Origin of the sequence: Duganella sp. CF517 (genome assembly GCF_900110275.1) — a bacterium.
GTDB lineage: Bacteria > Pseudomonadota > Gammaproteobacteria > Burkholderiales > Burkholderiaceae_D > Rugamonas.
Map to the genome: position 1 here is coordinate 365,919 of NZ_FODC01000003.1, position 23,048 is coordinate 388,966.

Consider the following 23,048-nt stretch of genomic DNA (forward strand, 5'->3'; position numbering starts at 1 on the left):
GATGTCGAATTCCGCTTCCCCACGCTACCTGGCGCTGGACGTCTTCCGGGGCCTGACCCTGGCGCTGATGATCGTCGTGAACACGCCGGGCGGGCCCGAAAGCTACGGCCCGCTCGAACACGCGGCCTGGCACGGCTTCACGCTGACCGATCTGGTGTTCCCGTCCTTCCTGTTCGTGGTGGGCGCCGCGCTGAGTCTGAGCATGCAAAAGTTCGGCGGCCACGGCGAAGCCTACTTCCTCAAGCGCGTCGTCAAGCGCGGCGCGCTGATTTTCCTGGTCGGCTACCTGTTGTACTGGTTCCCGTTCCTGACGCCCGAATGGACGCTGGCGCCGCTCGGCGCCACCCGCGTCATGGGCGTGCTGCAGCGCATCGGCCTGTGCTACCTGTTCGGCGCGCTGATCGTGCGCTATGGCGGCATGCGCGGCGCGCTGGCGTTCAGCGTGGTGGCCTTGCTCGGCTACTGGTGGATGCTGGCGTCGTTCGGCGACTACACGCTGGCCGGCAACGCCGCGCTGAAGGTCGACCTGGCGCTGCTGGGCGAGCCGCATATGTATCGCGGCGAAGGCGTCCCATTCGACCCGGAGGGCATCCTCAGCACCCTGCCGTCGATCGTCAACGTGCTGGCCGGTTACGCGGCGGCCGTCTGGCTGCGGCGCAAGGGGCCGGGGCCCCGCACGGTGGCGGCGCTTGCCGCGGCCGGAGCGGCGTGCCTGCTGCTGGCGTACGGATGGGATGTGCTGCTGCCGATTAACAAGAAGCTCTGGACCAGCAGCTACGTCGCCTGTACCGTGGGCTGGGACCTGATCATCCTGGCCGCGCTGGTGGCGGCGATCGACATGGCCGGCGCGCGCTTCGGCACCTACTTCTTCGAGGTGTTCGGCAAGAACACGCTGTTTATCTACGTGCTGGCCGACGTCGCGGTGGTGGTGCTGGCGCGCCTGCACGCGGGCGGCGAGACGGTGTACCGCTGGCTGTATCAAACCCTGTTCCTGTCGTGGGCGTCGCCGCTCGACGCCTCGCTGCTGTTCGCCGTGGCGTTCATGCTGGCGTGCTGGCTGGTGGCCTATGCGATGGATCGCCGAAAAATCTACGTCAAACTCTGAGGACAACATGCGTACACGTTTATCTTGCCTGGCCGTCGCCGCCACCCTGCTGGCCGGCGCCGCGCCGGCAGCCGAAGTGGGCTCCTACTACACCAGCTGGAGCGTGGGAAAGGGCTTCCGCCTGAAGCAACTGGACCGCTCGGGCAGCGCCGCCGGCTTCACCTATCTCGTGTACGCCTTCGAAAATGTCTACAAGATGCCCGACGGGGGCGTGCGCTGCGACAGCGGGCGTGACAGCGACCATGTCGCCGACGGCATGAACGCCACGCTCGATTACGCGCGCCGCTTCACCGCCGACGAATCGGTCGACGGCAGCGCCGACCAGGCTGGCCAGCCGCTGGCCGGTAACTTCAACCAGCTGGCGCAGCTGAAAAAACGCCACCCCGCGCTCAAGGTGCTGGTCGCGCTGGGCGGCGGCGAATGGTCGCACCAGTTCCCGGCCGGCGCCGCCACGGCGGCTTCGCGCAGCGCGCTGGTGTCGTCCTGCATCGACCTTTACCTGCGCGGCAACCTGCCCAAACTGGACGGCCATGGCGGCGCCGGCGCCGCCGCCGGCGTGTTCGACGGCATCGATCTGGATTGGGAGCATCCGGGGGCTGGCGACAAGGCCAACTTCACGCTGCTGCTGGAGGAATTCCGCCGCCAGCTCGACGCGCTGGGCAAAGCCAACGGCAAGCGCTATCTGCTGACCGCCGCCGTCAACAGTACCGACGAGAAAATGCGCCACACCGATCCGGCGGCCTACAGCCGCTCGCTGGACTGGATCAACCTCATGACGTACGACTTCCACGGCGCCTGGAGCAAGCAGGGACCGACCGGCTTCCAATCCAATCTGTACAGCGATCCGGCCAGCGGCGACGCCAGCCCGCGCAGCGTGGAAGCGGGCGTCAAGCGCTTCATCGCGGCCGGCGTGCCGGCGTCCAGGATCGTGGTCGGCGTGCCGTTCTACGCGCGCGGCTGGAGCGGCGTCGGCGCCGCCAACAATGGCCTGTACCAGCCGGCGACCGGGCCTGCGCAAGGCTTCGAAGAGGGCGCGGAACAGTATTCGACGATCGCGGCGCGCGGCCTGACCACCTTTTATCATCCGCTCACGAAGCAGCTGTGGACCTACGATAAGGGTACCTTCTGGACCTACGACGACCCGCGCGTGATTCGCGACAAGGCGGACTACGTGCGCGCGCAAGGCTTGCGCGGCCTGATGTCCTGGTCGCTGGACCAGGACGACGCCGCCTTCTCGCTGTCACGCGCGATGCAAGCAGTACGCAAGTGAACCGGCGTCGCGCGGCCGCCGGCGTGTGCATCGCCGCCGCCGTCGCGACGGCCGCAGCGGTCTCGGGCGCATTGGGCGCATTGGGCACACTTGGCACGAGCACCATGCCGGGCGCCCCTGGCCAGGCGGGCAAGGGCGCGCTGCCCGCGCGCGTGCTGGCCGGCTACTACCCCGGCTGGCACGAGGTGCCGCCGCGCGTGCGCGATATCGATCCCCATTACGGCCTGCTGTACCTGTTCGCCGCGCGGCCGGTGGGCGGGCCGCCCGGCACCACCGGCGCGGTGTATTGGACGGCGCCTGGCGACGGCCGCGGCGCCGCCACGCACTTCGGCGACGACTTGCGGTACGCGCGCGCGGTACAGGGACGCAAGATCATCCTGTCGGTGGGCGGCGACGGCAACGGCATGAGTTTTCCCGACCGCGCCAAGTCGCGCGCCTTCGTCGCCAGCATCGCGCGGCTGCACCGGCAGTTCGGCGGCTTCGATGGCCTGGACTGGAACACCTTCCAGGCCAACCAGCGTCCCGACACCGCCGAAATGATCTGGATCAGCCTTGAACTCAAACGCCTGTACCCCGGCTTCATCGTCAGCGCGCCGCCGGCGCCGTGGAGCGCCGTCGACCGGCGCTTCTGCCGCGAGATGCTGAGCGCCGGCGCCCTCGACTACTGCGCGCCGCAGTACTACGACGGTCCCAACCTGGCCGATCCGGCCTACGTGATTGCCAGCGTCGACCAGTGGGTCGAGCTGCTCGGCGCCGCGCACGTGGTGGTCGGCTTCGGCATCAACAACGCCCCCAATTTCATGAGCGAGACGCAGGCCGCCGCCACCTGGCGCGAAGTGCAGCGCCGCCACCCCGATCTGCGCGGCGCCTTCAACTGGGAAGTGGCTACCGACGAGCGCCAGGGTTGGCCCTTCGCCCGCAAGCTCGGACCGATGGTGCTGCGCGGCGCGGCCGGTCTCTGAGCGGTTCGGCTCCCATGTTGCAATGGCGGCACAGGAACTGTGTAATGAATTGTAAGGTTTTGCATGCATTCTTTAGCAACGCGGGCTTCGGCGGGGTGGGGCCGGACCGGCGCGTAAAGAAGTGTAAGAGCGCGCCCCGCCGATTCGATGAATAGTCAATCGATTCAATCACTTACAAACTATTTTTTGGTTCCGCGCGGGGGTTTGCGCCGGTCCGGAGCGCGGTGTTAGTGTTGCAACACGGCTGCAGGAAAACGCAAGAATAACCGCCACGCCGTCGGATGGACTTCAATCGAGATGACGGCATGTCCGTCACGCCTACAAGAGGAAAGAGCATGTTTGATTTGAATCGCAGGAAGACCCTGATCAGCTCTGCAGTCACCGGCGCGCTGGCGGTGCTGGCGCTGCCGGCATTGGGCCAGGAGGCGGCCGGCACCGCCAGCACGGCCAAGTCGGCGGACACGATCCAGGAGGTGATGGTCACCGCCACGCGCTACAGCACGTCCCTGCTGAAAACGCCCGTCGCGGTCACCGCCGTCACCCAGGAGGACCTGACGCGCCAGGGCGCGGTCAATGTCAAGTCGCTGTCCGGCGAAGTGCCCAATCTGCAGCTGGGCGGCTCGGTCGACGGCAGCTCGGGCGTGCAGATCGCCATACGGGGCGTGTCCAATTCCGACTTCACCGAGATCGGCAACCCGGCCGTCGGCCTGCACGTCGCCGGTATTTATTCGCCCCGTCCGCAGGGCGCGCTGGCGCTGCTGTTCGACCTGGACCGGCTGGAGATCCTGCGCGGCCCGCAAGGCACGCTGTTCGGCCGCAACTCGACCGGCGGCAGCATCAACATCATTCCGAACAAGCCGGTGATCGGCAGCAAGGAAGGCAGCGTCGAACTCGACATCGGCAACTACAACCAACGCCAGCTCAACGTGGTGCAAAACATCCCGGTGTCCGACGACATCGCGCTGCGCTTCACCGCGATGGGCGTCAAGCGCGACGGCTGGATCAACCAGACCCAGGACCGCTACGACGTCAACATGCCGTCGAAGGGCTTCCCGGCCGACGGCATCCCGGACACCGACCAGCGCCGCAACCATCCGGTGGCCAAAAGCGACTACTACACCAACCGCGACCAATGGGCCGCGCGCCTGTCCGGCCTGTGGAAGGTCAACAAGGACCTGCAATGGCTGCTCACCTACGAAAACTACCAGAACAACGACGCCGGCGACCTGGCGCTCAAGGATTGCGCGCAGGCGGCCGGCACCCCTTACGCCTGCAAGGGCGGCAAGTACGACGTGGCCATCAACGTGCCGGGCATCACCGACATGTCGATCCGCACGCTGCGCTCGAACATCGTGTGGAACCTCGATAAACAGACCGACATCGAATACAGCTACGCGCATGCGGTGCAGCGCCGCTTCCAGCAGCAGGACACCGACGCCGGCTACCAGAACATCGAGGCCGACGTCGACGCCACGGCCGCCGCCGGCGGCGACCATTGGCCGGTGGTGGACGCGGCCACCTACACGATGGCGTCGAAGTTCGCCTCCGACGTCCACGAGCTGCAGCTGCGCCAGAACTTCGGCACGCTGCGCTATGTGGCCGGCTTGTTCTACATGAAGGAGAAGAACAACATCGACTTCGGCCAGGACTACCTGAACCAGGGGCCGAGCGGCTACCCGTACTCCAACTTCTACCACCAGCCCGACCGCCAATCGGAGTCCAAGGCCGCCTTCGCGCAAGCGGACTGGCAGTTCGCGCCGACGTGGAACTTCACCGCCGGCGTGCGCATGAGCAAGGACAAGCGCGCCGACAACAACGGCCAGTTCTGGGAATCGTACGGCAAGGACTACTTCAACGGCATGCTCGATCCGGGCGGTCCCGGCACGCCCGGCTACACCGGCGTCAATTCGGGCCTGCTCAAGCCTGGCATGGGCGCCTACTACGGCAGCGGCGTGTTCCCGGCGGCGTCGTCGATCAGCAACCACGAGGAATCGTGGAGCAAAACCACCGGCCGCCTGGGCTTGACGTGGCAGCTCGATCCGCGCAACATGGTCTACACCTCGCTGTCGACCGGCTACAAGGCGGGCGGCTTCAACGACCGCTTCAACCTGTGCGGCACCGAGCTCGACGCCAACGGCAAGCCTTACGATTGCGCCTCCGGTCCGCCGGGACCGCAGTACTCGTTCCTGCCGTACCGGCCGGAGACCGTCACTAACCTGGAGCTGGGTTACAAGGGCAAGCTGCTCGACGACCGTTTGACGCTGTCGGCCACGGTGTTCTACAGCCGCTACAAGGACATGCAAGCGACCGGCCAGCACACCGTGGGCCGCAGCAAGCGCACCTGCGACGCCGACCATCCGGCCTGCGACGCCGTCATCAGCTGGTATTCGACCCAGAACATCGGCCGCGCCGACATCAAGGGGCTGGAGCTGGAAGGGCAGTACCGTCCATGGCGCGACGCCCGCATCAGCTATTCGGCATCGCTGCTGAGCGCGAAGATCGCCGACTACCCGACCTACAGCGACGATATCGGCTGCGACGCCCGCGCCAAGCAGGGCGTTACGCCATGCCCGGACTACTACAGCGGCACCGATCCATCGCTGGCGCAGCTGCGTCCGTACAACGTGGTGGGCAACCACCTGCCGTATTCGCCGCCGAAGACCATGGCCCTGAGCTTCTCGCAGGACTTTTACTTCAACGACGGCTGGTCGCTGTCGCCGTGGGTGCAGTGGCGCTGGCAGGACAAGATGTTCTTCTCGCTGCGCAACCTCGATACGCCGCACCTGTCCGACGGCCAGAAGGCCTACAGCCAGGTCGACGCCGCGCTGCGCCTGAGCGCGCCGAGCGGGGCGAGGTTCCCGTGGCATGCCGAACTTTATGTGCGCAACGTCGGCGACGTGCGCGCCAAGACGTGGGGCGGCATCGGCGGCCCGCAATCGACGTTCACGCTGGCTTCCTACAACGATCCGCGCATGTTCGGCATCCGCGTGGGCACCGAATGGTAGGCGCCGGCATTTTCTGATTTGCCCGTGGTACAGCAGCAAACGGCGGTCCGCGCGCGGACCGCCGGGGCGGACTACGCCCGGTCGTTCCCGAAATCCATACAACCAGGAGACTTGCCGTGATCGCTATCCCATTTGTTCCAACCCGCCTGCGCGCGCTGGCCGCATCCGTGGCGCTGGCCGCCGCCACCTTCGGCGGCGACGCTTGCGCCGCCTTCGTGCTGGCCTATACCGACGGCCAGGTGGCGCAGTCGTACACCAACCTGCAGGCCCACTACGCCAACCTGTCGGCCGTGGGCCTCGGCTCGTCGTACGCCATGCTGGCCAACGGCGCCATCGACAGCAGCGGCCTAACCGCCACCACCAACAGCATCATCGCCTTCGCCAAGGGCAAGAACCTGCCGCTGTATCCGACCGTTTCCGATTACAGCAATTCTTACGGCGGCTTCGATCCGGCCGTCAGCAACGGCTTGCTGGCGACGGCCGCCAGCCGCGCCACCGCCGTCGCCAACCTGGTCAACCTGGCGGTCAACAACGGCTTCGCCGGCATCGACATCGACCTCGAGGCGGTGCAGCCGGCGATGAAGACGCAGATGACGTCGTTCATCAACGCGCTGGCGACCGGCCTGCACAACCAGAACAAAAAACTGATCATCAGCATTCCGCCGATGAGCGGCGACGGCCAGCCGGAATACCTGGCCGGCTACGACTACGCGGCCATCGGCGCGGCGGTCGATTACTTCCAGCTGATGACGTACGACGAAGTCGGTCCCGGCTGGTCGTCGTCCAGCTCGGCCACCTGGCCGGGACCGGAGGCGGGCCTGGACTGGATGAAGTCCAAGCTGGCGTACGCGGTTTCGCGCGTGCCGGCGGCCAAGGTGCTGCACGGCCTGCCGACCTACGGCTATGACTACAGCACCAGGAACATGGTGTACTGGAAGGGCACCAACGGCGTGTCCGGTTACAACGACGTGATCGCCGCCCACGCCGCGGTCAAGCGCCGCGACACCGCGTCGGCCACGCCCTACGCCACCTGGGGCACGGTGGTGCAGCAGCCGGACGGCACCGAATGGACCACCGCCAACAAGCAGCCGGTGCTGTGGTATGACGACGCCCAAAGCATCACCGCCAAGGCGGCGCTGGTAAACACCTATGCGCTGGGCGGCGCCAGCGTCTGGGCCATGGGCTACGAGGACGGCGGCTTCTGGAGCGCGGTGGCCGCCGGCCTGGGCGGCGGCAGTACCACCGATGGCAATATCGCCACCAGCGGCACCGGCTATGCGTGGACCGCCAACACCGCCGCCACCGCCAACACCAACAAAGCGGCCGCGCCGGCGGTCAACGACGGCAACACCAGCGCCAGCCTGACGCTCAGCGGCGCGGGCGAGGGTGGGAACCAGCGCTGGCAGGCGGCCGGCGTGACCTGGAGCGCCGGCAAGACCGTTTCGTCGGCGAAGTTGCTGCACGGCGCCATCGACACCTACGGCAACGGCTACTTCGAGGCCGGCCTCAGTTTGCAGTACACGACGAACGGATCGACCTGGGTGGAATCGGGCTGGGCGGTGAGTCCGGCCTACCCGAACAGCGCGGCCGCCGGCGGCGCCACCTATACGTTCAGCGGCGCCGCGCTTGCCGGTGTGACCGGCGTACGGGTGTCGGGACGGACCGGCGCCTCGTCCTGGAGCGGCGCGGTCAGGGAACTGCAGGTGCTGGGCCATTGATGTCATTTCACGGAGGTGGGCAATGGGTTCGATGAGCGCGCTGCTGCTGTCGGCGGCACTGCTGGGCGCGGGCGCGCCGCTGGCACCGGGCGGGCTGTTCGCGGCGACGCCGCTGACGGCCGAGCGCAGCTTCACGGCGGGCATCGAGGGGCCGGCGGTGGACGGCGCCGGCAACATCTACGCGGCCAATTTCGGCCGCCAGCAGGCGATCGGCATCGTCACGCCGCAGGGCGCGGCGCGCCAGTTCGCGCTGCTACCCGGCGCCTCCGTTCCCAACGGCCTGCGCTTCGACCGCGACGGCACGCTGTATGTGGCCGACTATGTGGGCCATAACATCTACCGCTTCGCGCCCGGCGACGCCACGCCGCGTCTGCATGCGCACGAGGCGGCGATGTCGCAGCCCAACGACCTGGCCATCACCGCCGCTGGCGTGCTGTACGCCAGTGACCCCGACTGGGAGCACGGCACCGGCCGCGTTTGGCGCATCGACCGCGACGGCAAGGTCACGCTGGTGGCTTCCGGCTTGGGCACCGCCAACGGCATCGAGGTCAGTCCGGACGGGCGCACCTTGTATGTCGGCGAAAGCGCGCAGCGCACCATCCAGGCCTTCACCATCGGCGCCGACGGCGCGCTGTCGGACCAGCGCCTGCTGCGCCGTTTCGACGATTACGGCCTGGACGGCATGCGCGTCGATGTCGACGGCAACCTGTACGTGAGCCGCTTCGGCAAGGGCACGGTCGTCAAGCTGGCGCCGGACGGTGCGTTGCTGCGCGAGATCGCGCTGCCGGGCGATCGGCCGAGCAACCTGTGCTTCGGCGGGCCGGACGGGCGCACGCTGTACGTGACCGAGGTCGAACACCAACGGCTGCTGCAAATCCGCGTCGACCGCCCCGGCCTGGAGTGGCGGCGCATGCGGGAACCGTGATGAGCGCGCGCGCGCGTCGACGGCGCGCCGGCGGCCTGACGCTGGTCGAGCTGCTGGTGGCCATCCTGATCCTGGCGCTGATGACGGTGCTGGGATGGCGCGCGTTGGACGGCGTGCTGGCCTCGCGCATGGCGCTGTCCGCGCAGCTCGACGCGATGCGCGGCCATCAACTGGCCTTCGCGCAGCTGGAAGCCGATTGCGCGCAACTGATGCGCAGCGCGGCGCTCGACGGGCAGCCGACGTTGTCGGTGGCGCCCGGCCGATTGGTGCTGCTGCGCGCCGTCGCCGGCGACGGCGGCGCCGACCACATGCAGGTGGTCGTCTACCACGGCGACGGCGCCCGTTTGATGCGCGGCGCCTCGTTGGCCACGCGCGACCTCGATCAGCTACGGGCGGCGTGGAGCGCGGCGCTGCGGGGCGCGGTGCCGCCGGCGAGCGTGGCGCTGGACACGCGGGTGGCGGCGTTCGAGCCGAGCGCCTGGCGCGGCGGCACGTGGCAGGCGGCGAGCGCGGCCGAAGCTGCGGCCGAGCGCCGCATGCGCACGCGCCGCGTGGTGCGGCCGCCATCGGCCGAGGCCCTCGGGCTGCAAGTCGTTTTGCGGCCCGCCGACGGCGTGGGTCCGCTGATGCGGATGTTCATGCTGGGAGGCGGCTGATGCGGCTGATGCCGCCCACCCGGCGCGACGGCGCCAGGCGTCGGCGGCAAGCCGGCATCGCGATGGTGACCGCGCTGTTGATCGCCACGCTGGCCGTGAGCGCGGTCGCCAGCCTGTTCTGGCAACAGCAGGTGCAGGTGCGCATGATGGAGAACCAGCGCTTGCAAGCGCGGGCGCGCTGGGTACTGCGCGCCGGCCTCGATTGGTGCCGGCAAACGCTGCGCGAGGACGCCGAACGCTCGCCTGCCTTGACCACGCTGGACGGCGGCTGGAACACCGGGCCGGCGCGGATACGGCTCGACGGCGGCGCCGACGGCCCACGCGATCCGGAGACCGGCGCCGACGCCGCGCCGGCGCCATCGGACGCCGGCATCGCCAGCCGCATCGTCGACGCGCAAGCGCGCTACAACCTGGCCAACCTGGCCGACGCCAGCACCATCAATCCGGCGGAAATCCGCCTCTACGAACGCCTGTTGACAGGCCTTAAGCTCGATCCCGCGCTGGCCATGCGCGCCGCGCTGGCGGTCGCCGCCGGCCAGCCGGGCGCGGAGCCGGGCACATCCGTCCGACGCCGGGTCGCCCTCGGGCGGCTCGACGAGTTGGCCGAGGTGCCCGGATACACGCCGCAGGTGCTGGCGGCGCTCGACGCTTTCGTGGTCCTGTTGCCGGCGCCGGCCGATCTCAATCTGGACACGGCGCCGCCGGAGCTGCTGGCGGCGGCCACGCGTTTGTCGCCGGCGCAGGCGCGCGCGCTGGCGCGGCGCCGCGGCCAGGCCCACTTCCGCAGCATGGCCGAATTCAGCGCGGCGCTGCCCGACAGTTCCGTGCTCGACGGGGTGCGCGTCGGCCTGCGCAGCGACTACTTTCTGGTCGAGAGCCGGATACGCGTCGAGCACGCCGAAACGCAGGCCGTCTCGTTGCTATACCGGCCGCGCGGTGGCGCGGCCCCGATCGCGCTGTTGTGGACGCGCCAGCCATAGCCGGACCGCGTCCCGCTTGGCTAATCCGTCCCGCTCGCCTGCACGTAGGGGCCGATGACCACGCCGACGAAACCCTTGGCTTTTTGCGTGGACAGGAACGTCACGTCGACGTCGCTCTTGAGCGCCTTGACCTGGCCGCCGCTGCGGTAGCGATAGGCCGAGCGGCCGCCGCGCATCTCCATGACCAGCTCGACTCGCTGGTCCGCGACCGGCGCCGATTCCAGCAAGGTTTCCTTGCCGTCCTCGTACTTGTAGAGCGCCACCACGCGGCGGCCGGCGGCCTGCGTCACGCCCAGGAACAGATAATTGGCATCGTTCTGGACGGCGACCAGGCCGGCGCGGTCGCCGTCGCGCCGGGGCGCGTAGTCGACGACCGTCGATACGGTGGCGTCGTGGTGTTGCTGACGCCGGCCGATGAAGCCGGGCACGCCGTCGAGCTTGCCAAATGGCTGGCCCGACTGCAGCACCAGGTCGCCTTTGTCGATCTGGTACAGCTGGGCGCGCGGCGTGCGCATGCCGATCCACGCGGCGGACAACGGCTTGTCGAATTCGTCGACGTAGCTGAAGTCGCCGTTCATCGGCAGCGCGGGCACCGGCTGGGCTGGCAACTTGGGCTTGGCCAGCGTGTACGGCACCGGCTTGCCCTGCTCGAGGATCGTCGGCCAGCCGTCCTTCCACGTCACCGGCAGCAGGAAGGTTTCACGGCCGATATTGTAGAAATTGCCGGGATAGGGGCGGGTGGCCAGGAAAACCGCCCACCAGTCGCCCTGCCTGGTCTGCACCAGCTTGGCGTGGCCGGTCGTGGTGACGGGATTCGTCCGGGCCGGGTCCAGGTCGCGCTGGGTCAGGATCGGGTTGGCCGGTCCGGGCACATACGGGCCCATCACGTCTTTGGAACGGAGGATCACTTCGGAGTGGTTGTCCCCGGTGCCGCCTTCGGCACACATCAAATAATAGTAACCGTCCTTCTTCAGCAGATGCGGGCCTTCGATCCAGATCGGATTCCTGGCCGGCACAACGCCGCCGTCGATCAGCACCTTCGGCGTGCCGACGCGCTGGAAGCTGACCGGGTCGATCTCGGTGATCCAGATGGCGCGGTGGCCATCGTAGCGCGGCGTGCCGACGGGGGCGTCGTTGTGGACCACGTAGGCCTTGTCCCCGTCCCAGAAGATCGACGGGTCGATGCCGTTCAAGCCTTGGATGGTGACCGGCTTGGACCAGGGGCCGGACGGCTTGTCCGCCGTGATGACGAAGTTGCCCATGCCGCCGGGGCAGCTGGAACAGGTGGTGATGATGTAGTAGCGCCCGTTGTGGAACGAGATGTCCGGCGCGTAGATGCCCTGCGAACCGCGCACGCCGGTGAAGTCGACCTGCTCGGGGCGGTCCAGCGCGTTGCCGACCTGCGTCCACATGACCAAGTCCCTGGAATGCATGATCGGCAGACCGGGGAAATTGGTGAACGAGGAATTGACGATGTAGTAGTCGTCACCCACGCGGGTGATCGACGGGTCGGGGAAATACCCCGACAGGATGGGATTGAGGAATTCGCCGGCGCGCGGCTTGGCCTGCTCCTGCGACCTGCCGGCGTAGCTGAAGCGCTCGAAGCGCGCGCTCGCGGCGGCTTCGGCGGCTTCGGCGGCGGCATGGGCCGCCGACGCCGCGCACAGTGCCGCGACAAGTAAGATTTTTTGATTCATGTATTAACCCTAAAAGTGCGGCACTGGCTGCGTTAGAACTTCATGCGCAGGCCGACGGCGAAGGTGCGGCCCGGATCATACTGGGACATCGTCGCGTTCGGGAACTGGAAGTAGCCGCGGCGCTTGGCCTTGTTCAGGTTGACGATGTCGAAGGTGATCATTGGCAGTCCCTCGCGGTCGAACACCTGGTCGAGCTCGATGCTCGACGAGAAGTCCCACTGCTTGTAGGTGTCGCTGAACAGCGCCGCCTGGGTGATGCCGCTCTGGTTGGCCGTCGCTACCTGGCTGCCCTGCGAGTAGGTGTGCATGAAGCGCGCCATGTAGCCGTGGTTCTCGTAGTAGACGCCGAAGTTGTTGGTCTTCTTCGGCACGCCCAGCGCGATGAAGCCGTTCGAGCCTTCGCCGCTGGCCTTCTGGTTGATCAAGGTCAGCGTCTCGTTGAAACCGAAGCCCTTGATCGGCAACAGCTTGTCGAGCGGCTGGACCCAGCCCACTTCCAGGCCGCGGATGCGCAGGATGCCCTCGGCGTTGCGCGGCCGGGTCATGACGACGGTGGCCACGTCCGGGCCGCCGCGCGAATCGATCGCCAGCTGCTGGGTCGGAATCAGGGTGCCGTAGTTGATGCCGTACTGCGCCAGCGCGGAGAATGGCAAGGTGACGTTTTCGTCGACGGTGAAGCCGTTGACGCGCTTCTGGAAGCCGGTCACCGAGACATAGCCTTCGCGGCCGGTGTACCAGTCGATGCCCAGGTCGATGTTGTCCGACAGGTAAGGCTTCAGGTTCGGATTGCCCTGGGTGCCGGTATCCGCCGAGACGCCGGAGAAATTGACGCCCGGACGCAGCGAATTCGGATTGACGCGCGTCATGCTGCGCGACAGGGCGGCGCGCACCACCACGTCCTTGACCACATCGACGGCGATGGTGCCGGACGGCAGCGTGTTGCTGTACTCCGAATCCTGGTAGACCCACGAATCGATGTTCGGATACTTGCTGCCGTTCAGCGGCAAGGTGGCGTTGCGCGGATCGCTGAACGAATTGCGCGAACCGACCTGCTGCTGGGTGCGGACATAGCGCACGCCCACGTTCCAGCGGGTGTTGAAGCCGGCCGGCGCCAATTCGCCGCTCGCCTCCAAGTAGACCGCCTTCGACTTCTCGCGGATGTAGCCGGCGCTGGCGCCGGTCGACGACGCGCCCGTGTCCGGCGCGGTGCTGTTGTAGTAGTCGTACTTGGAATCCTGGCGGAAGCGATCCCAGTCCAGCGCCAGGTTGCCGTACTGGCCGGGCGTCAGGTAGCTCGGCAGCGCCGCGTTGGTGATCAGCGAACCCTGGTAGGTGAGGGGAGCGGTCTGGCCGGCCGTGTAGCCGGTGCCATAGCCAGGATACAAGGCGGCGGCGCTGGCGCCCGGGGTGCTGGCGCCGTTGCATGGCGGCGCGCCGTTCGGGCCTTGCAGGAACACCGTCGGATTGTTGCCGCAGACGGCGGCCTGCCAGGCGGCGGAATTGTCCTGGCCGCGAATCGTGCGATCGATGTCGTCCCAGGCGAAGCCGCCCTTGATCAGCAGTTTCTTGTCGCCCCAGGCCAGGTTGGTATGGAAGCCCTTGGTCTCGGTCTCGCGCAACTCGTTTTGCACGTTGACGCGGCCGCCGACCCACTGATAGTTGGCCGGGTTGTTCAAGTCCAGGTTCGAGACGATCGACGGCACGCCGCCACTGTTCGAATAGGTGATGGTGTTGCCGCTGTTGGGCGCGGTGATCGGCATGACGGTCGGCGCCTCGTGGGTGAAGCGGCTGCGGTTCCAGTTACCGGCGACGTCGAGCGACAGCTTCGGCGTGATCTTCCATTCCATGCCGGGATTGATGCCCAGCAGGTCGACCTTGTCCTTGCGCGGGCCGAACTCGATGAAGTTGAGCGCATTGGCGAAGGTGCCCGAGGTGACCGTGCAGCCGTTGGCGCAATCGGTCTTGTCGACCGTCATGTTGAGCGGAATGGCGCCGTTGTTGCGCACGGCCCAGGTGTAGCCGTTGCGCGTCATGTCGTCGTCCTTCTTGCTGTACATGGTGTCCAGATAGAAGTGCAGGTCCTGCGTCGGACGGTACTCGGCGGCGAACACGCCGGAGATCTTGTCCTTGGTGCCGTAGTACTCCATCGTGCGGCCCAGACGCGGAATGATGGCGTTATCAATTTGCCCGATCGTCAGGCCCGGATTGTGAGCCAGCAGGAAGGCCTGGTCGATCGGCGTGCCCGCGACGAGGCCGTTGCCGGCGCCGGCCGGCACGGTGGCCGGGATGGTCCAGTTGCCGCCGCCGGTATTGTTGCGGGTGGGGGAGCTGCTCTGCGACGCGGTCAGGTTGGGATTGGTCCAGCCGACGGTCTCGAAGCCGGTGGTGCGGGCCTGCTGGCGCGAGAACGAGATGCCGCCCAGGATGCCGAACTTGCCGTCCCAGGTGTTGCTGCCGATGATGTTGCCGCGCATGCCGGCCTTGTCGGCGATCTGCTGCTTGGTGCCGGTCAGGCCCATCGACAACTGCTTGCCTTCCTTGTCGAACGGCCGCGCGCTGCGCAGGTTGACGACGCCGGCGGCGCCGCCCTCGATCTGGCCGGCGGTCGGGCTCTTGCTGACGGTGAGCTTGGTGAACAGGTCGGTCGGCAACAGGTCCAGATCGACTTCGCGGTTGGTGTTAGCGCCATCAATCGGGCCGGAGGAGGCCACCGCGATCGGCGAATTGTTCAGCAGAATCTTGGTGAACGACGAGCCCAGGCCACGGATCTGGATGGTCATGCCTTCGCCGGTGACGTCGCGCGACACGCCGACGCCGGGCACGCGGCTGAGCGACTCGGCCAGGTTCTTGTCGGGGAATTTACCGAAATCCTCGGCGTTGATCGAATCCTGGAAGCCCACGGACTCCTTCTTGTCACGGGCCGAGGACAGCAAGCTGTTGCGGTAACCGGTGACCTGGACGCTAGTGATCGGCGCCTCCGCCGTGGCGGCGGGGGTGGCGGCGGTGGTGTCGGCGGCGGGTGCGGTTTGCTGGGCGTAGGCCTGGGCGATCATGCTGGCCATGACGGTCAGCCCAAGCGCCGCGCGCCGGCTAGCGATCGTTCGTTGATTCATTGCTGGTCTCCTGTTTTTTATCGGTACTGGCGTGCTTTTCCTGTTTTTTTTCAGCACGACAGCGCCAAGTCTAGGAGGCGGCTTGAGCAAAGTCAACAACTTCAAACAAAATTTGATAAGCGCAACCATTTAGAACAACACAAGGCCTGGCGGGGTGCGGGTCTATGTTATGCGCTGCGGAAAGGAAGTGTGAAGGGCGATTTGATATGCGTAACCATTTGGCGCTTACCAACACCGGGGTCAAGTCTGTCATTCGGACACGAGCTGGACAGTACAGCGTTCTACGGTCCAATCCGTGTACGAATGACAGACTTGACCCCGAGGGGGTACGGTCGACCCCGTGTCTGAATGACAGACTTGACCCCGGGGGTGTTCAGGTGGCGGCGCGCGGGCGCTGGCGGTGGAAGACGAGGGGGCTGTACGGGATGTTCGACGGCGGCGCCGACTTCAGGATGTTCGGCTTCATGGCGCCGACCACGTGCATCTCGCAGGGTTTGCAGTCGAACCGCAGCGTGTAGGTGTGGTCGCCGCTGACCAACGTCATCGGCTCGGCGCGGACCTGCCCCTGCACACCTTGCACGCCCTTGGCCTGTTTGGGGCACAGGTTGAAAGAGAAGCGCAGGCAGTGCTTGGTGATCATCAGCGGCACTTCGCCCGCTTCCTCGTGCGATTCGTAGGCGGCGGCGACCAGTTTGACGCCATGCTTGTGGTAGAACGCGCGCGCCTTTTCGTTGTAGACGTTGGCCAGGTAGCTGAGCTGGGTGTCGGGGTAGACCGCCGGCGGTTCGGCGGCCGGCTTGCGCGTCGGACGGTCCCAGGCCGCCAGGCGCGCCGCTTCGTGCGCCTCGATGGCGTCGCGCCGCAGCGCGTTGATCGCGGCCGCCGGCACGAACCACGGCCTGGACAGGTTCAGCTGCACGCTGGCGGCAGAGAACATGGTGCCGCCCAGCTTGGACAGGCTGGCGCGCAGCGACGCTTCCGCCTGCTCGGCTTGCTGTGCGGGCTGGAAGGCGATGGCGGCGTCGGTGCTGCTCAGAATGCCGTCTTCGTCGCGCAGCGCGAGGCGCAGGCCATGCTCGTACTCGCTCAGGTACAGGTGCAGGTCGACTTTCCGGTCCGATGATTTCTTGCTCAGCGCGCCCTCCCAGTGGTGGTCGCGGTTGCGCAGGATCGAGGCGCCGACCTTGAAGCCGGTCAGCAGGCCGATCGTCTCGTTCGGGAACACGCGCCACTGCTCGCCATCGGCGCCGGCGCCGATTTTCTTGACGGTGTTGGCCTGGATGCCGAACGATTCGCGCTTGTACATGTAATTCAGGCCGTCGCCATTGGCCATCGGCGCGTTGGTGGTGATGTCGAAGTGGTCGGTGGCGATGCGCGTGACCGTGCCCAGTTCCACGCCGACGTATTTGGGACTGTCGAAGGCGCCGATGTCGCCGTCCTCGCGGCCGTGGGCGAAGTAATCCGTGTGGCCCCGGTGGAAGGTTTTGTCGACATCGGGCGTGAACATGATGTCGGTGCGGCCGCTGGCGGCGCGCGTGAATTCCGTGCGGCGCTCCAGGATCTCGTCGAGCAGCAGGCGGTAGTGGGCCGTGATGTTCTTTACGTAGCCCATGTCCTTGTAGCGGCCCTCGATCTTGAACGAGCGGATGCCGGCGTCGACCAGGGCTTCCAGATTGCGGCTCTGGTCGTTGTCCTTCATCGACAGCAGGTGTTTTTCGTACGCGACGACGCGGCCTTTGGTGTCGCTCAGCGTGTAGGGCAGGCGGCAAGCCTGCGAGCAGTCGCCGCGATTGGCGCTGCGGCCGGTGTCCGCGTGCGAGATGTAGCACTGGCCCGAATACGCCACGCACAGCGCGCCATGAATGAAGTATTCGAGCGGGGTGTCGACCTCGGCGCGGATCTTGCGGATTTGTTCGATGGTCAGCTCGCGCGCCAGCACCAGCTGCGAGAAGCCGACGTCCCCGAGGAACTTGGCCTTTTCCATCGTGCGGATGTCGCACTGGGTACTGGCGTGCAGCTGGATCGGCGGCAAGTCCATCTCCAGCAGCCCCATGTCCTGCACGATCAGCGCGTCCACGCCGGCCTCGTACAGCTGCCAGATCTGCGCGCGGGCGGCGTCGAGCTCGGCGTCGTGCAGGATGGTGTTGAGCGTGACGAAGATGCGCGAGCGGTAGCGGTGCGCGAACGCCACCAGTTTGGAGATTTCCTCGATCGAGTTGCTGGCGTTGTGGCGCGCGCCGAAGGCGGGGCCGCCGATATAGACAGCGTCGGCGCCGTGCAAAATCGCCTCGCGGCCGATTTCAGCGGTTTTAGCGGGCGACAGCAGTTCGAGCTGATGGGCTAGCAAAGTCATGGCGTGATCCGTTGCGATGAAAGGGGGGATTATAGCGAAATCGACGCTTGACAGGGGGTCGCCGGGCGCGCAGGGCTGTCCACAACGCTCAAGGGCGGCGTGCGCCGCACCGAGGGGCGCAGCGTCGCCGCGGCGCGGCGCGCCGCCGGCGGCGTCGACCCGCGCACGCTGTCCGATGGACGCGTGCCGGGCCGTTGAGGGATACTGGAAGGGGGGCCGGCTAGGTCAAGCGTTACCGAATTCGGGCAGTGTCGCTCCGGCGTGGCCGCCGCAGCGACGGCACGAGCACAGCGTGCCGGGTCCGCTCGAGCAGCACTGCCCCACCGAGCAGCTACATTCGCCGCACGTCGACTGTAGCGCGAGGCGGGCGGTATCGGACGATGTCGCGGCGCCCGCCGATCTGGTTGCGCTCGCATAGCGCCCGTGCGGCACCTCGAACGCTGCGGCAGCGGTAAATCCTGGGATGATCATGTTGCTCTCCTTTATCAAATAGTGCATCAAATCGTGCATCAAATCGCGCATCAAACTATGCTTGAGCATCGTTCCGCACTTCGCGGCAATCACATGCATTTACAGCCCCAAAAGTTTTGCTCGCACTCCTGGCCCGGGTCGCACTTGCACTTTCCGCAGGATGGCCCTTGCGGAGGGTCGGGTTCTTGCGGTTCGAGGACCGGACCGCCGCCGGCAAGCTGCCCCCTCGATGGCGCCGCGCGGTGAGGCGTGGCGTAGGTCCGGGAACTGCGGCACAGGGTGGCCGCTGCATCAAAGCCTGGGATAGACATTTAAATTCTCCTTTTAACCTGGTTGATTCCAGCCACCGATTACATGTCGAAGTAGGGCGACAATTTGGTGGCCAGAAAAGGAAACTGCTCGGTCACATCGACACGCACGATGAATTTTTCCACCACGTCGGTCTGCCTGTTGGTGAAGGCTAGCACCACGTCCATGATGGACCGGCTCTGGCTGAGCTTGGACGGCCGCACCGTGACACCGGTAAGGCTCAGGTTCCGCGCATGCGCTCCGGCGATCAGGTGGTAGACGGCCGAATAGCGCAGCGACAGATAGTTCAGCGCGCGGTGCTCGTCGGAGGCGCCGACGTTATCCGATAGCAACATCATTTGCTCCAACATTTCACGCGCGGAGGCATCGAATTTCTCGCGTGGAACATCTTCCGGCACCGGCAGGCTGTCGATCAGCGAATCCCGATCGAACGAGTAGATCTGGTCGGCACGCAGGATCGGGATCACCAGCCCGTTGCACATAGCGGGTGAACTGAGCCCGAGCCGTCTGCCGACCACCACATCGATGTCGTTGGGGCTTGGACGTTCCCGTAACGAGCCGGTGAGCAGGTCGTAGTCGCCGCCGTCGCCAAGCTGGACCAGATAGGTCTCCAGTCCCTGCACGCTGAACACCCAGCAAACCTGCCGCACGAGGTAACGGTGTTCACGCAGCGACAGCACCGTCTGATGACGCTGGCGCTCGCTTAAGCCCTGGGTATCGAGGCGGGCCGCGGCCTGGTTGAACTCCTTTTCGACCGACAGGCTCGGAAACCGCGGCTCGAGGCGGCCGACCGCGTAGACAAATCCTTCCGGCGCCTCCCTGCCTGCCTGACAGCCGCATGGCGGCGCGGCGCCGGCGGCGGCCGCCAGTTGCCCCTGTGTTTTGTTTACCTCAACTATGGAATCTTCGATCATTGCCTAGCCTCCGAGATGGTGAAACCGTTGTTTTACAATGACATTTGAGACAGCTGCAGGTACGCCGCCCACGCGTTGAGCGGCGGCGGATACAAGGTACGCCGCAGTCTGCGTGTGCCGACGAGCGCGGCGCGCAGGACTTCCGGCGAGACCTTGGTGAAGCTTGCGCGCAACAGCGCTGCGGCGCCCGTCACAAAGGCGGCGGCGGCGCTGGTGCCACTCAGCGTCACGTGCCCGCCCTGTTCGGACAGTCCGTGGATGTTCTCGCCCGGCGCACCGACCCCGCGCGAGCCGATCGAAGGACTGGTCGTGGAGAAGATGGAGTAGCGGCCATCCGCCGCCAGCGACACCACAGGGATCACCCAAGGATGCGCCGTCAACTCGCTGTCATGCAGGTGGGCGCCGTTGCCCGACGCGGCGATCACCAACACGCCACGCGAGGCCGCGAGCCGGAGCGCATCGGCCATCGAAGACGTGCGATCCCCGATCGATGGGGACAGACTCAGACTGAGATTGATAATCTGTGCGCCACGCTGGATGCACTCGACGATTGCCGCCGCCAACTCGTCTGGCGACAGCGAGACGATGCCATTTTCCAGTGCCGACAGTGCCGACAGCGGGCGGACGATGACCGTGCAGCCGGGACATATGCCGGGTACGGGGGCATCCGTCCTCGCCGACAATATTCCGGCAATGAACGTGCCGTGCCGCCGCGCCAGGGCGCTGCCGGATGGGTTATTTCGCGCCGAACTGATATTGGCTGACAAGTCTTCATGGTCCAATCTGACCGGACCATCGATCACGCCGACGATCACATCGGGACTTCCCGAGGTGACGGCTTGCAGCTTGCCGAGGCTGGAGTGGATATGGTTGGACACGGAGACCCTGCTGGAAAATTTGGATTTTCTCGAAACCAATTAACGCCGGTGATGGCGGCATCGACGCTGGCCAATACCGTGAATGCCATTCTAGGCACGCCGGCCATGGCGCGAAATCCCGCGTTTACGGTATGCCCGGCTTGCTCGCCAGCTCCAGCGTGAGGGTGACGATGGTGCCATGCTCGGGGCCCCGCGCGATGGTGACGGTGCCGCCGAGCTGCTGCGCGCGCCCGAGCATGTTGCGCAGGCCCCGTCCGCTTGCTTCCCGGTCGGGCGGCAAGCCGACGCCATCGTCGGCGATGCGCAGCACCAGCCGGCCGTCGCGCACCACCAGCGACAGGTCCACCATGCGCGCCTTGGCGTGCTTGGCGACATTGGTGAGCGCCTCCTGTGCCATGCGCAGCAGCTGAAGCGTGGCGTGCGGCCCCAGTTGCACCGAATCGTCGGGGAGCTCGACGCTCCATGAGCAGCGCACGGCGGCCGCTTGCAGCTCGCCGCCCCAGCGGAACATGAAGTCCCCGAAGGCGACGCGCAGGTCGTGGTCGTCGGGCGCCAAGGCTTCGAGCGCAAGGCGCATGTCGGCGATGCAAGCCCGCAGGGAGGAGGCCATTTCGGTGGCGTCCATCGCGCCGCGCTCCACGCGTGAGAGCGAGGTGAACAACTTGGAACCGAGGCCATCGTGAATTTCGCGCATGATCAGCTTGCGCTCCATGGCGGCGGCGTTCTCCCGCTCGAGCTCGGCCATCCGGGAGAAGTTGGCGTTCAGCGCACGCTCACGGTCGGCGATGCGCGATTCCAGGGTTTCATTCAGCACGCGCAGCGCGCGCACGCTGATCACGAAGCGCGCGCACAGCAACACGCCCATCGCCACCAGCACCAGGTCGGCGCCGTAATGCAGCAGGAAATAGCGTTCGCCCGCCCAGCGCGGCACCAAGCGCGCCAGCAGCGCGGGCTTCCACACCAGAAGGTAGTCGTGGATGCCGGTCAGCGTCGCCAAGGCCAGCGCGCCCGGCAGCAGGAGGGAGCCGGGCGTGCGCTGGCGCCTGGCGGTCACGATGGACACCACCACGATGCCGATGGCGATCGGAATCAGGCCGGCGGTCCACAAGCGGTTGACCGGCTCGTCGCTGTTCATGCCGCTCGCCAGCCGCCACGCCGGGCCGACCGCCCAATAGGCGAGCAGGGCGCGTTCGGTCCAACGGCTGTGCATGCCGCCCAGGCGTCCGGCGAACAGCGCCAGCACCACGATGAAGCCGCCGGTGCTGGCGAGGTAGAGCAGTCGCCACCATTGCCAGCGCTCGGGCGGCACCGCCTCGATCACGAAGGTCAGCGTGCGAATGCCCCACATCAGGGCCGCGATGCCGAACCAGCCGTACAGGACTTCTTCCGGCAAGCGCCACCAGATCAGCAGCATGAGCATCGTAACGACCAGGCAACCGGCGGCGGTCAGTTCGGGCATCGTGTGCATCCAGAAATGGCGCCGGTCGTGCTGGACGCGCAGATCGGCCAGCGGCCCGACGCGCGGCGCGGGAAGTTGCAGCACCGTTTCGCCGTCCACCGGGCTGGCGCGTATCGCCAGTTCGTGGCGCCCCGCGCCCAGGTAGGCGCGCGGCAGCACGATCAGGCACGGCCGCTCCCAGCGCACGTGCATGGCCGCGCTGGCGACGGGCAGCTCGCCCACGAGGCGTCCGTCGAGCCAGACCTGGCCGCCCCCATACATGTATAACAGCAGCACGCCCCAGAATTCGGCGGGCTGGCGCGCCACATCGAAGCGCATGCGCAACCAGGTCACCCGGGGCGCCTGGTTCGGCAGTGCGCCGCGCGACAGCGGCAGCGCCGCCGGCTGCCAGGCGGCCGTCGCCGGCGGCGGCGCCGTGGCGTCCGACTCGAGTATTTGGGCTTGCCGGATTTCCTCGACCACCGCGTCCCGCGCCGGCGCCGGGATCGGCCACAGCAGCACGGCGGCCGCGCACGCCAGCAGGGCGCGGCGCAGCCTCCAACATCTCATAGCAACCCCATTTGGGTGGCTTCATAGACGGCTTCGGTGCGCGAGTGGACGGCCAGCTTGCGGTAGATCTTCTTGACGTGGGCGACCACGGTGTGCGGCGAGATGCCCAGCATGTCGCCGACCTTGTCGAAGCTGAGCCCCTTGGCCGTCAGCTTCAGAAGCTCGATCTCGCGCGGCGTCAGAATGGCCGCCGACGCCGGTTGCCCGGGCGCCGCGTCGGCCACCGTGGCCGTGCGCATGCGCGCCAGCACGCGGCGCGCGATGCTGGGCGAAATGGGCGAGCCGCCCGCGCGCAGCTCGTGGATGCTGGCCGCGATGCGCTCCAGGCCCGCATCCTTGAGCAGGTAGCCGGTCGCACCCGCCTCGAGCGCGGCGAAGACGTGGTCGTCGTCGCTGAACATCGTCACCACCAGCACATCGCACTCGGGGCAATGCCGCATCACGTGGCGGATGACGGCGATACCATCGCAATCGGGCAGGCCCAGGTCGAGCAGCACGACATCGGGCGTGCCGTCCGACAGCGCGGCCAGCGCCGCAGCGCCGGTCGCCACCGCGGCCAGCAGATGCAGGCGTTCCTCGGCCAGCAGCGCCGCCGTGAACCGGTGCAGCAGCTCGGGTTCGTCCTCGACGATCAGCACGGACGTCGGCACGGGTGGGGGTTGGGAGGACGCCATGCGTTAATTT

General features: G+C 66.8%; 15 protein-coding genes. 8 read left to right on the plus strand and 7 right to left on the minus strand.

Features of this window, described 5'->3' with window-relative positions; genetic code table 11:
- Window position 1 precedes the first annotated feature (1 nt).
- From BMX85_RS13315 to gspK, 8 genes are all read left to right on the plus strand, one after another.
- Window positions 2-1,105, plus strand: coding sequence for an acyltransferase family protein (locus tag BMX85_RS13315; RefSeq protein ID WP_090318549.1), 1,104 nt, complete (start codon window positions 2-4; stop codon window positions 1,103-1,105).
- A 7-nt stretch (window positions 1,106-1,112) separates the two neighbouring features.
- Window positions 1,113-2,375, plus strand: coding sequence for a glycoside hydrolase family 18 protein (locus BMX85_RS13320; RefSeq protein WP_177196742.1), 1,263 nt, complete (start codon window positions 1,113-1,115; stop codon window positions 2,373-2,375).
- Window positions 2,372-3,337 carry a glycosyl hydrolase family 18 protein gene (locus BMX85_RS13325; protein WP_090318555.1) on the plus strand — a complete coding sequence of 322 codons (966 nt, stop codon included), beginning with the start codon at window positions 2,372-2,374 and terminating at the stop codon, window positions 3,335-3,337. The genes BMX85_RS13320 and BMX85_RS13325 overlap by 4 nt, the downstream gene beginning before the upstream one ends.
- Window positions 3,338-3,672: 335 nt before the next feature.
- Complete coding sequence (locus tag BMX85_RS13330; RefSeq protein WP_090318558.1) at window positions 3,673-6,342, plus strand: TonB-dependent receptor; 2,670 nt, start codon at window positions 3,673-3,675, stop codon at window positions 6,340-6,342.
- A gap of 116 nt (window positions 6,343-6,458) precedes the next feature.
- On the plus strand, window positions 6,459-8,060 hold the full coding sequence (locus BMX85_RS13335; protein ID WP_143067972.1) for a glycosyl hydrolase family 18 protein: 1,602 nt from the start codon (window positions 6,459-6,461) through the stop codon (window positions 8,058-8,060).
- A 22-nt stretch (window positions 8,061-8,082) separates the two neighbouring features.
- Window positions 8,083-8,985, plus strand: coding sequence for an SMP-30/gluconolactonase/LRE family protein (locus BMX85_RS13340; protein WP_090318563.1), 903 nt, complete (start codon window positions 8,083-8,085; stop codon window positions 8,983-8,985).
- Window positions 8,985-9,641: a PulJ/GspJ family protein gene (locus tag BMX85_RS30470; protein ID WP_090318566.1), complete on the plus strand. Its 657-nt coding sequence runs from the start codon at window positions 8,985-8,987 to the stop codon at window positions 9,639-9,641. Before BMX85_RS13340 ends, BMX85_RS30470 begins: the two co-directional genes overlap by 1 nt.
- Window positions 9,641-10,621, plus strand: a complete 981-nt coding sequence (gene gspK / locus BMX85_RS30475) for a type II secretion system minor pseudopilin GspK (RefSeq protein WP_177196743.1) — start codon at window positions 9,641-9,643, stop codon at window positions 10,619-10,621. The genes BMX85_RS30470 and gspK overlap by 1 nt, the downstream gene beginning before the upstream one ends.
- A 20-nt stretch (window positions 10,622-10,641) precedes the next feature.
- Here the strand turns inward: gspK and BMX85_RS13360 are convergent, their stop codons facing one another.
- From BMX85_RS13360 to BMX85_RS13390, 7 genes are all read right to left on the minus strand, one after another.
- The gene (locus BMX85_RS13360) at window positions 10,642-12,318 is read right to left on the minus strand and encodes a glycoside hydrolase family 43 protein (protein WP_090318575.1); all 1,677 of its coding nucleotides are present in this window, start codon (window positions 12,316-12,318) and stop codon (window positions 10,642-10,644) included.
- A gap of 32 nt (window positions 12,319-12,350) precedes the next feature.
- The gene (locus BMX85_RS13365) at window positions 12,351-15,431 is read right to left on the minus strand and encodes a TonB-dependent receptor (protein WP_090318578.1); all 3,081 of its coding nucleotides are present in this window, start codon (window positions 15,429-15,431) and stop codon (window positions 12,351-12,353) included.
- Between the two features lie 373 nt (window positions 15,432-15,804).
- The gene (locus BMX85_RS13370) at window positions 15,805-17,784 is read right to left on the minus strand and encodes a peptidase U32 family protein (RefSeq protein WP_090318581.1); all 1,980 of its coding nucleotides are present in this window, start codon (window positions 17,782-17,784) and stop codon (window positions 15,805-15,807) included.
- Between the two features lie 821 nt (window positions 17,785-18,605).
- On the minus strand, window positions 18,606-19,478 hold the full coding sequence (locus BMX85_RS13375; RefSeq protein WP_177196744.1) for a cyanobactin maturation protease PatG family protein: 873 nt from the start codon (window positions 19,476-19,478) through the stop codon (window positions 18,606-18,608).
- 32 nt (window positions 19,479-19,510) lie between these two features.
- Window positions 19,511-20,356: a S8 family peptidase gene (locus tag BMX85_RS13380; protein ID WP_177196745.1), complete on the minus strand. Its 846-nt coding sequence runs from the start codon at window positions 20,354-20,356 to the stop codon at window positions 19,511-19,513.
- Between the two features lie 124 nt (window positions 20,357-20,480).
- On the minus strand, window positions 20,481-22,364 hold the full coding sequence (locus BMX85_RS13385) for a sensor histidine kinase (protein WP_090318587.1): 1,884 nt from the start codon (window positions 22,362-22,364) through the stop codon (window positions 20,481-20,483).
- Complete coding sequence (locus BMX85_RS13390; RefSeq protein WP_090318590.1) at window positions 22,361-23,038, minus strand: response regulator; 678 nt, start codon at window positions 23,036-23,038, stop codon at window positions 22,361-22,363. The genes BMX85_RS13385 and BMX85_RS13390 overlap by 4 nt, the downstream gene beginning before the upstream one ends.
- Window positions 23,039-23,048 lie beyond the last annotated feature (10 nt).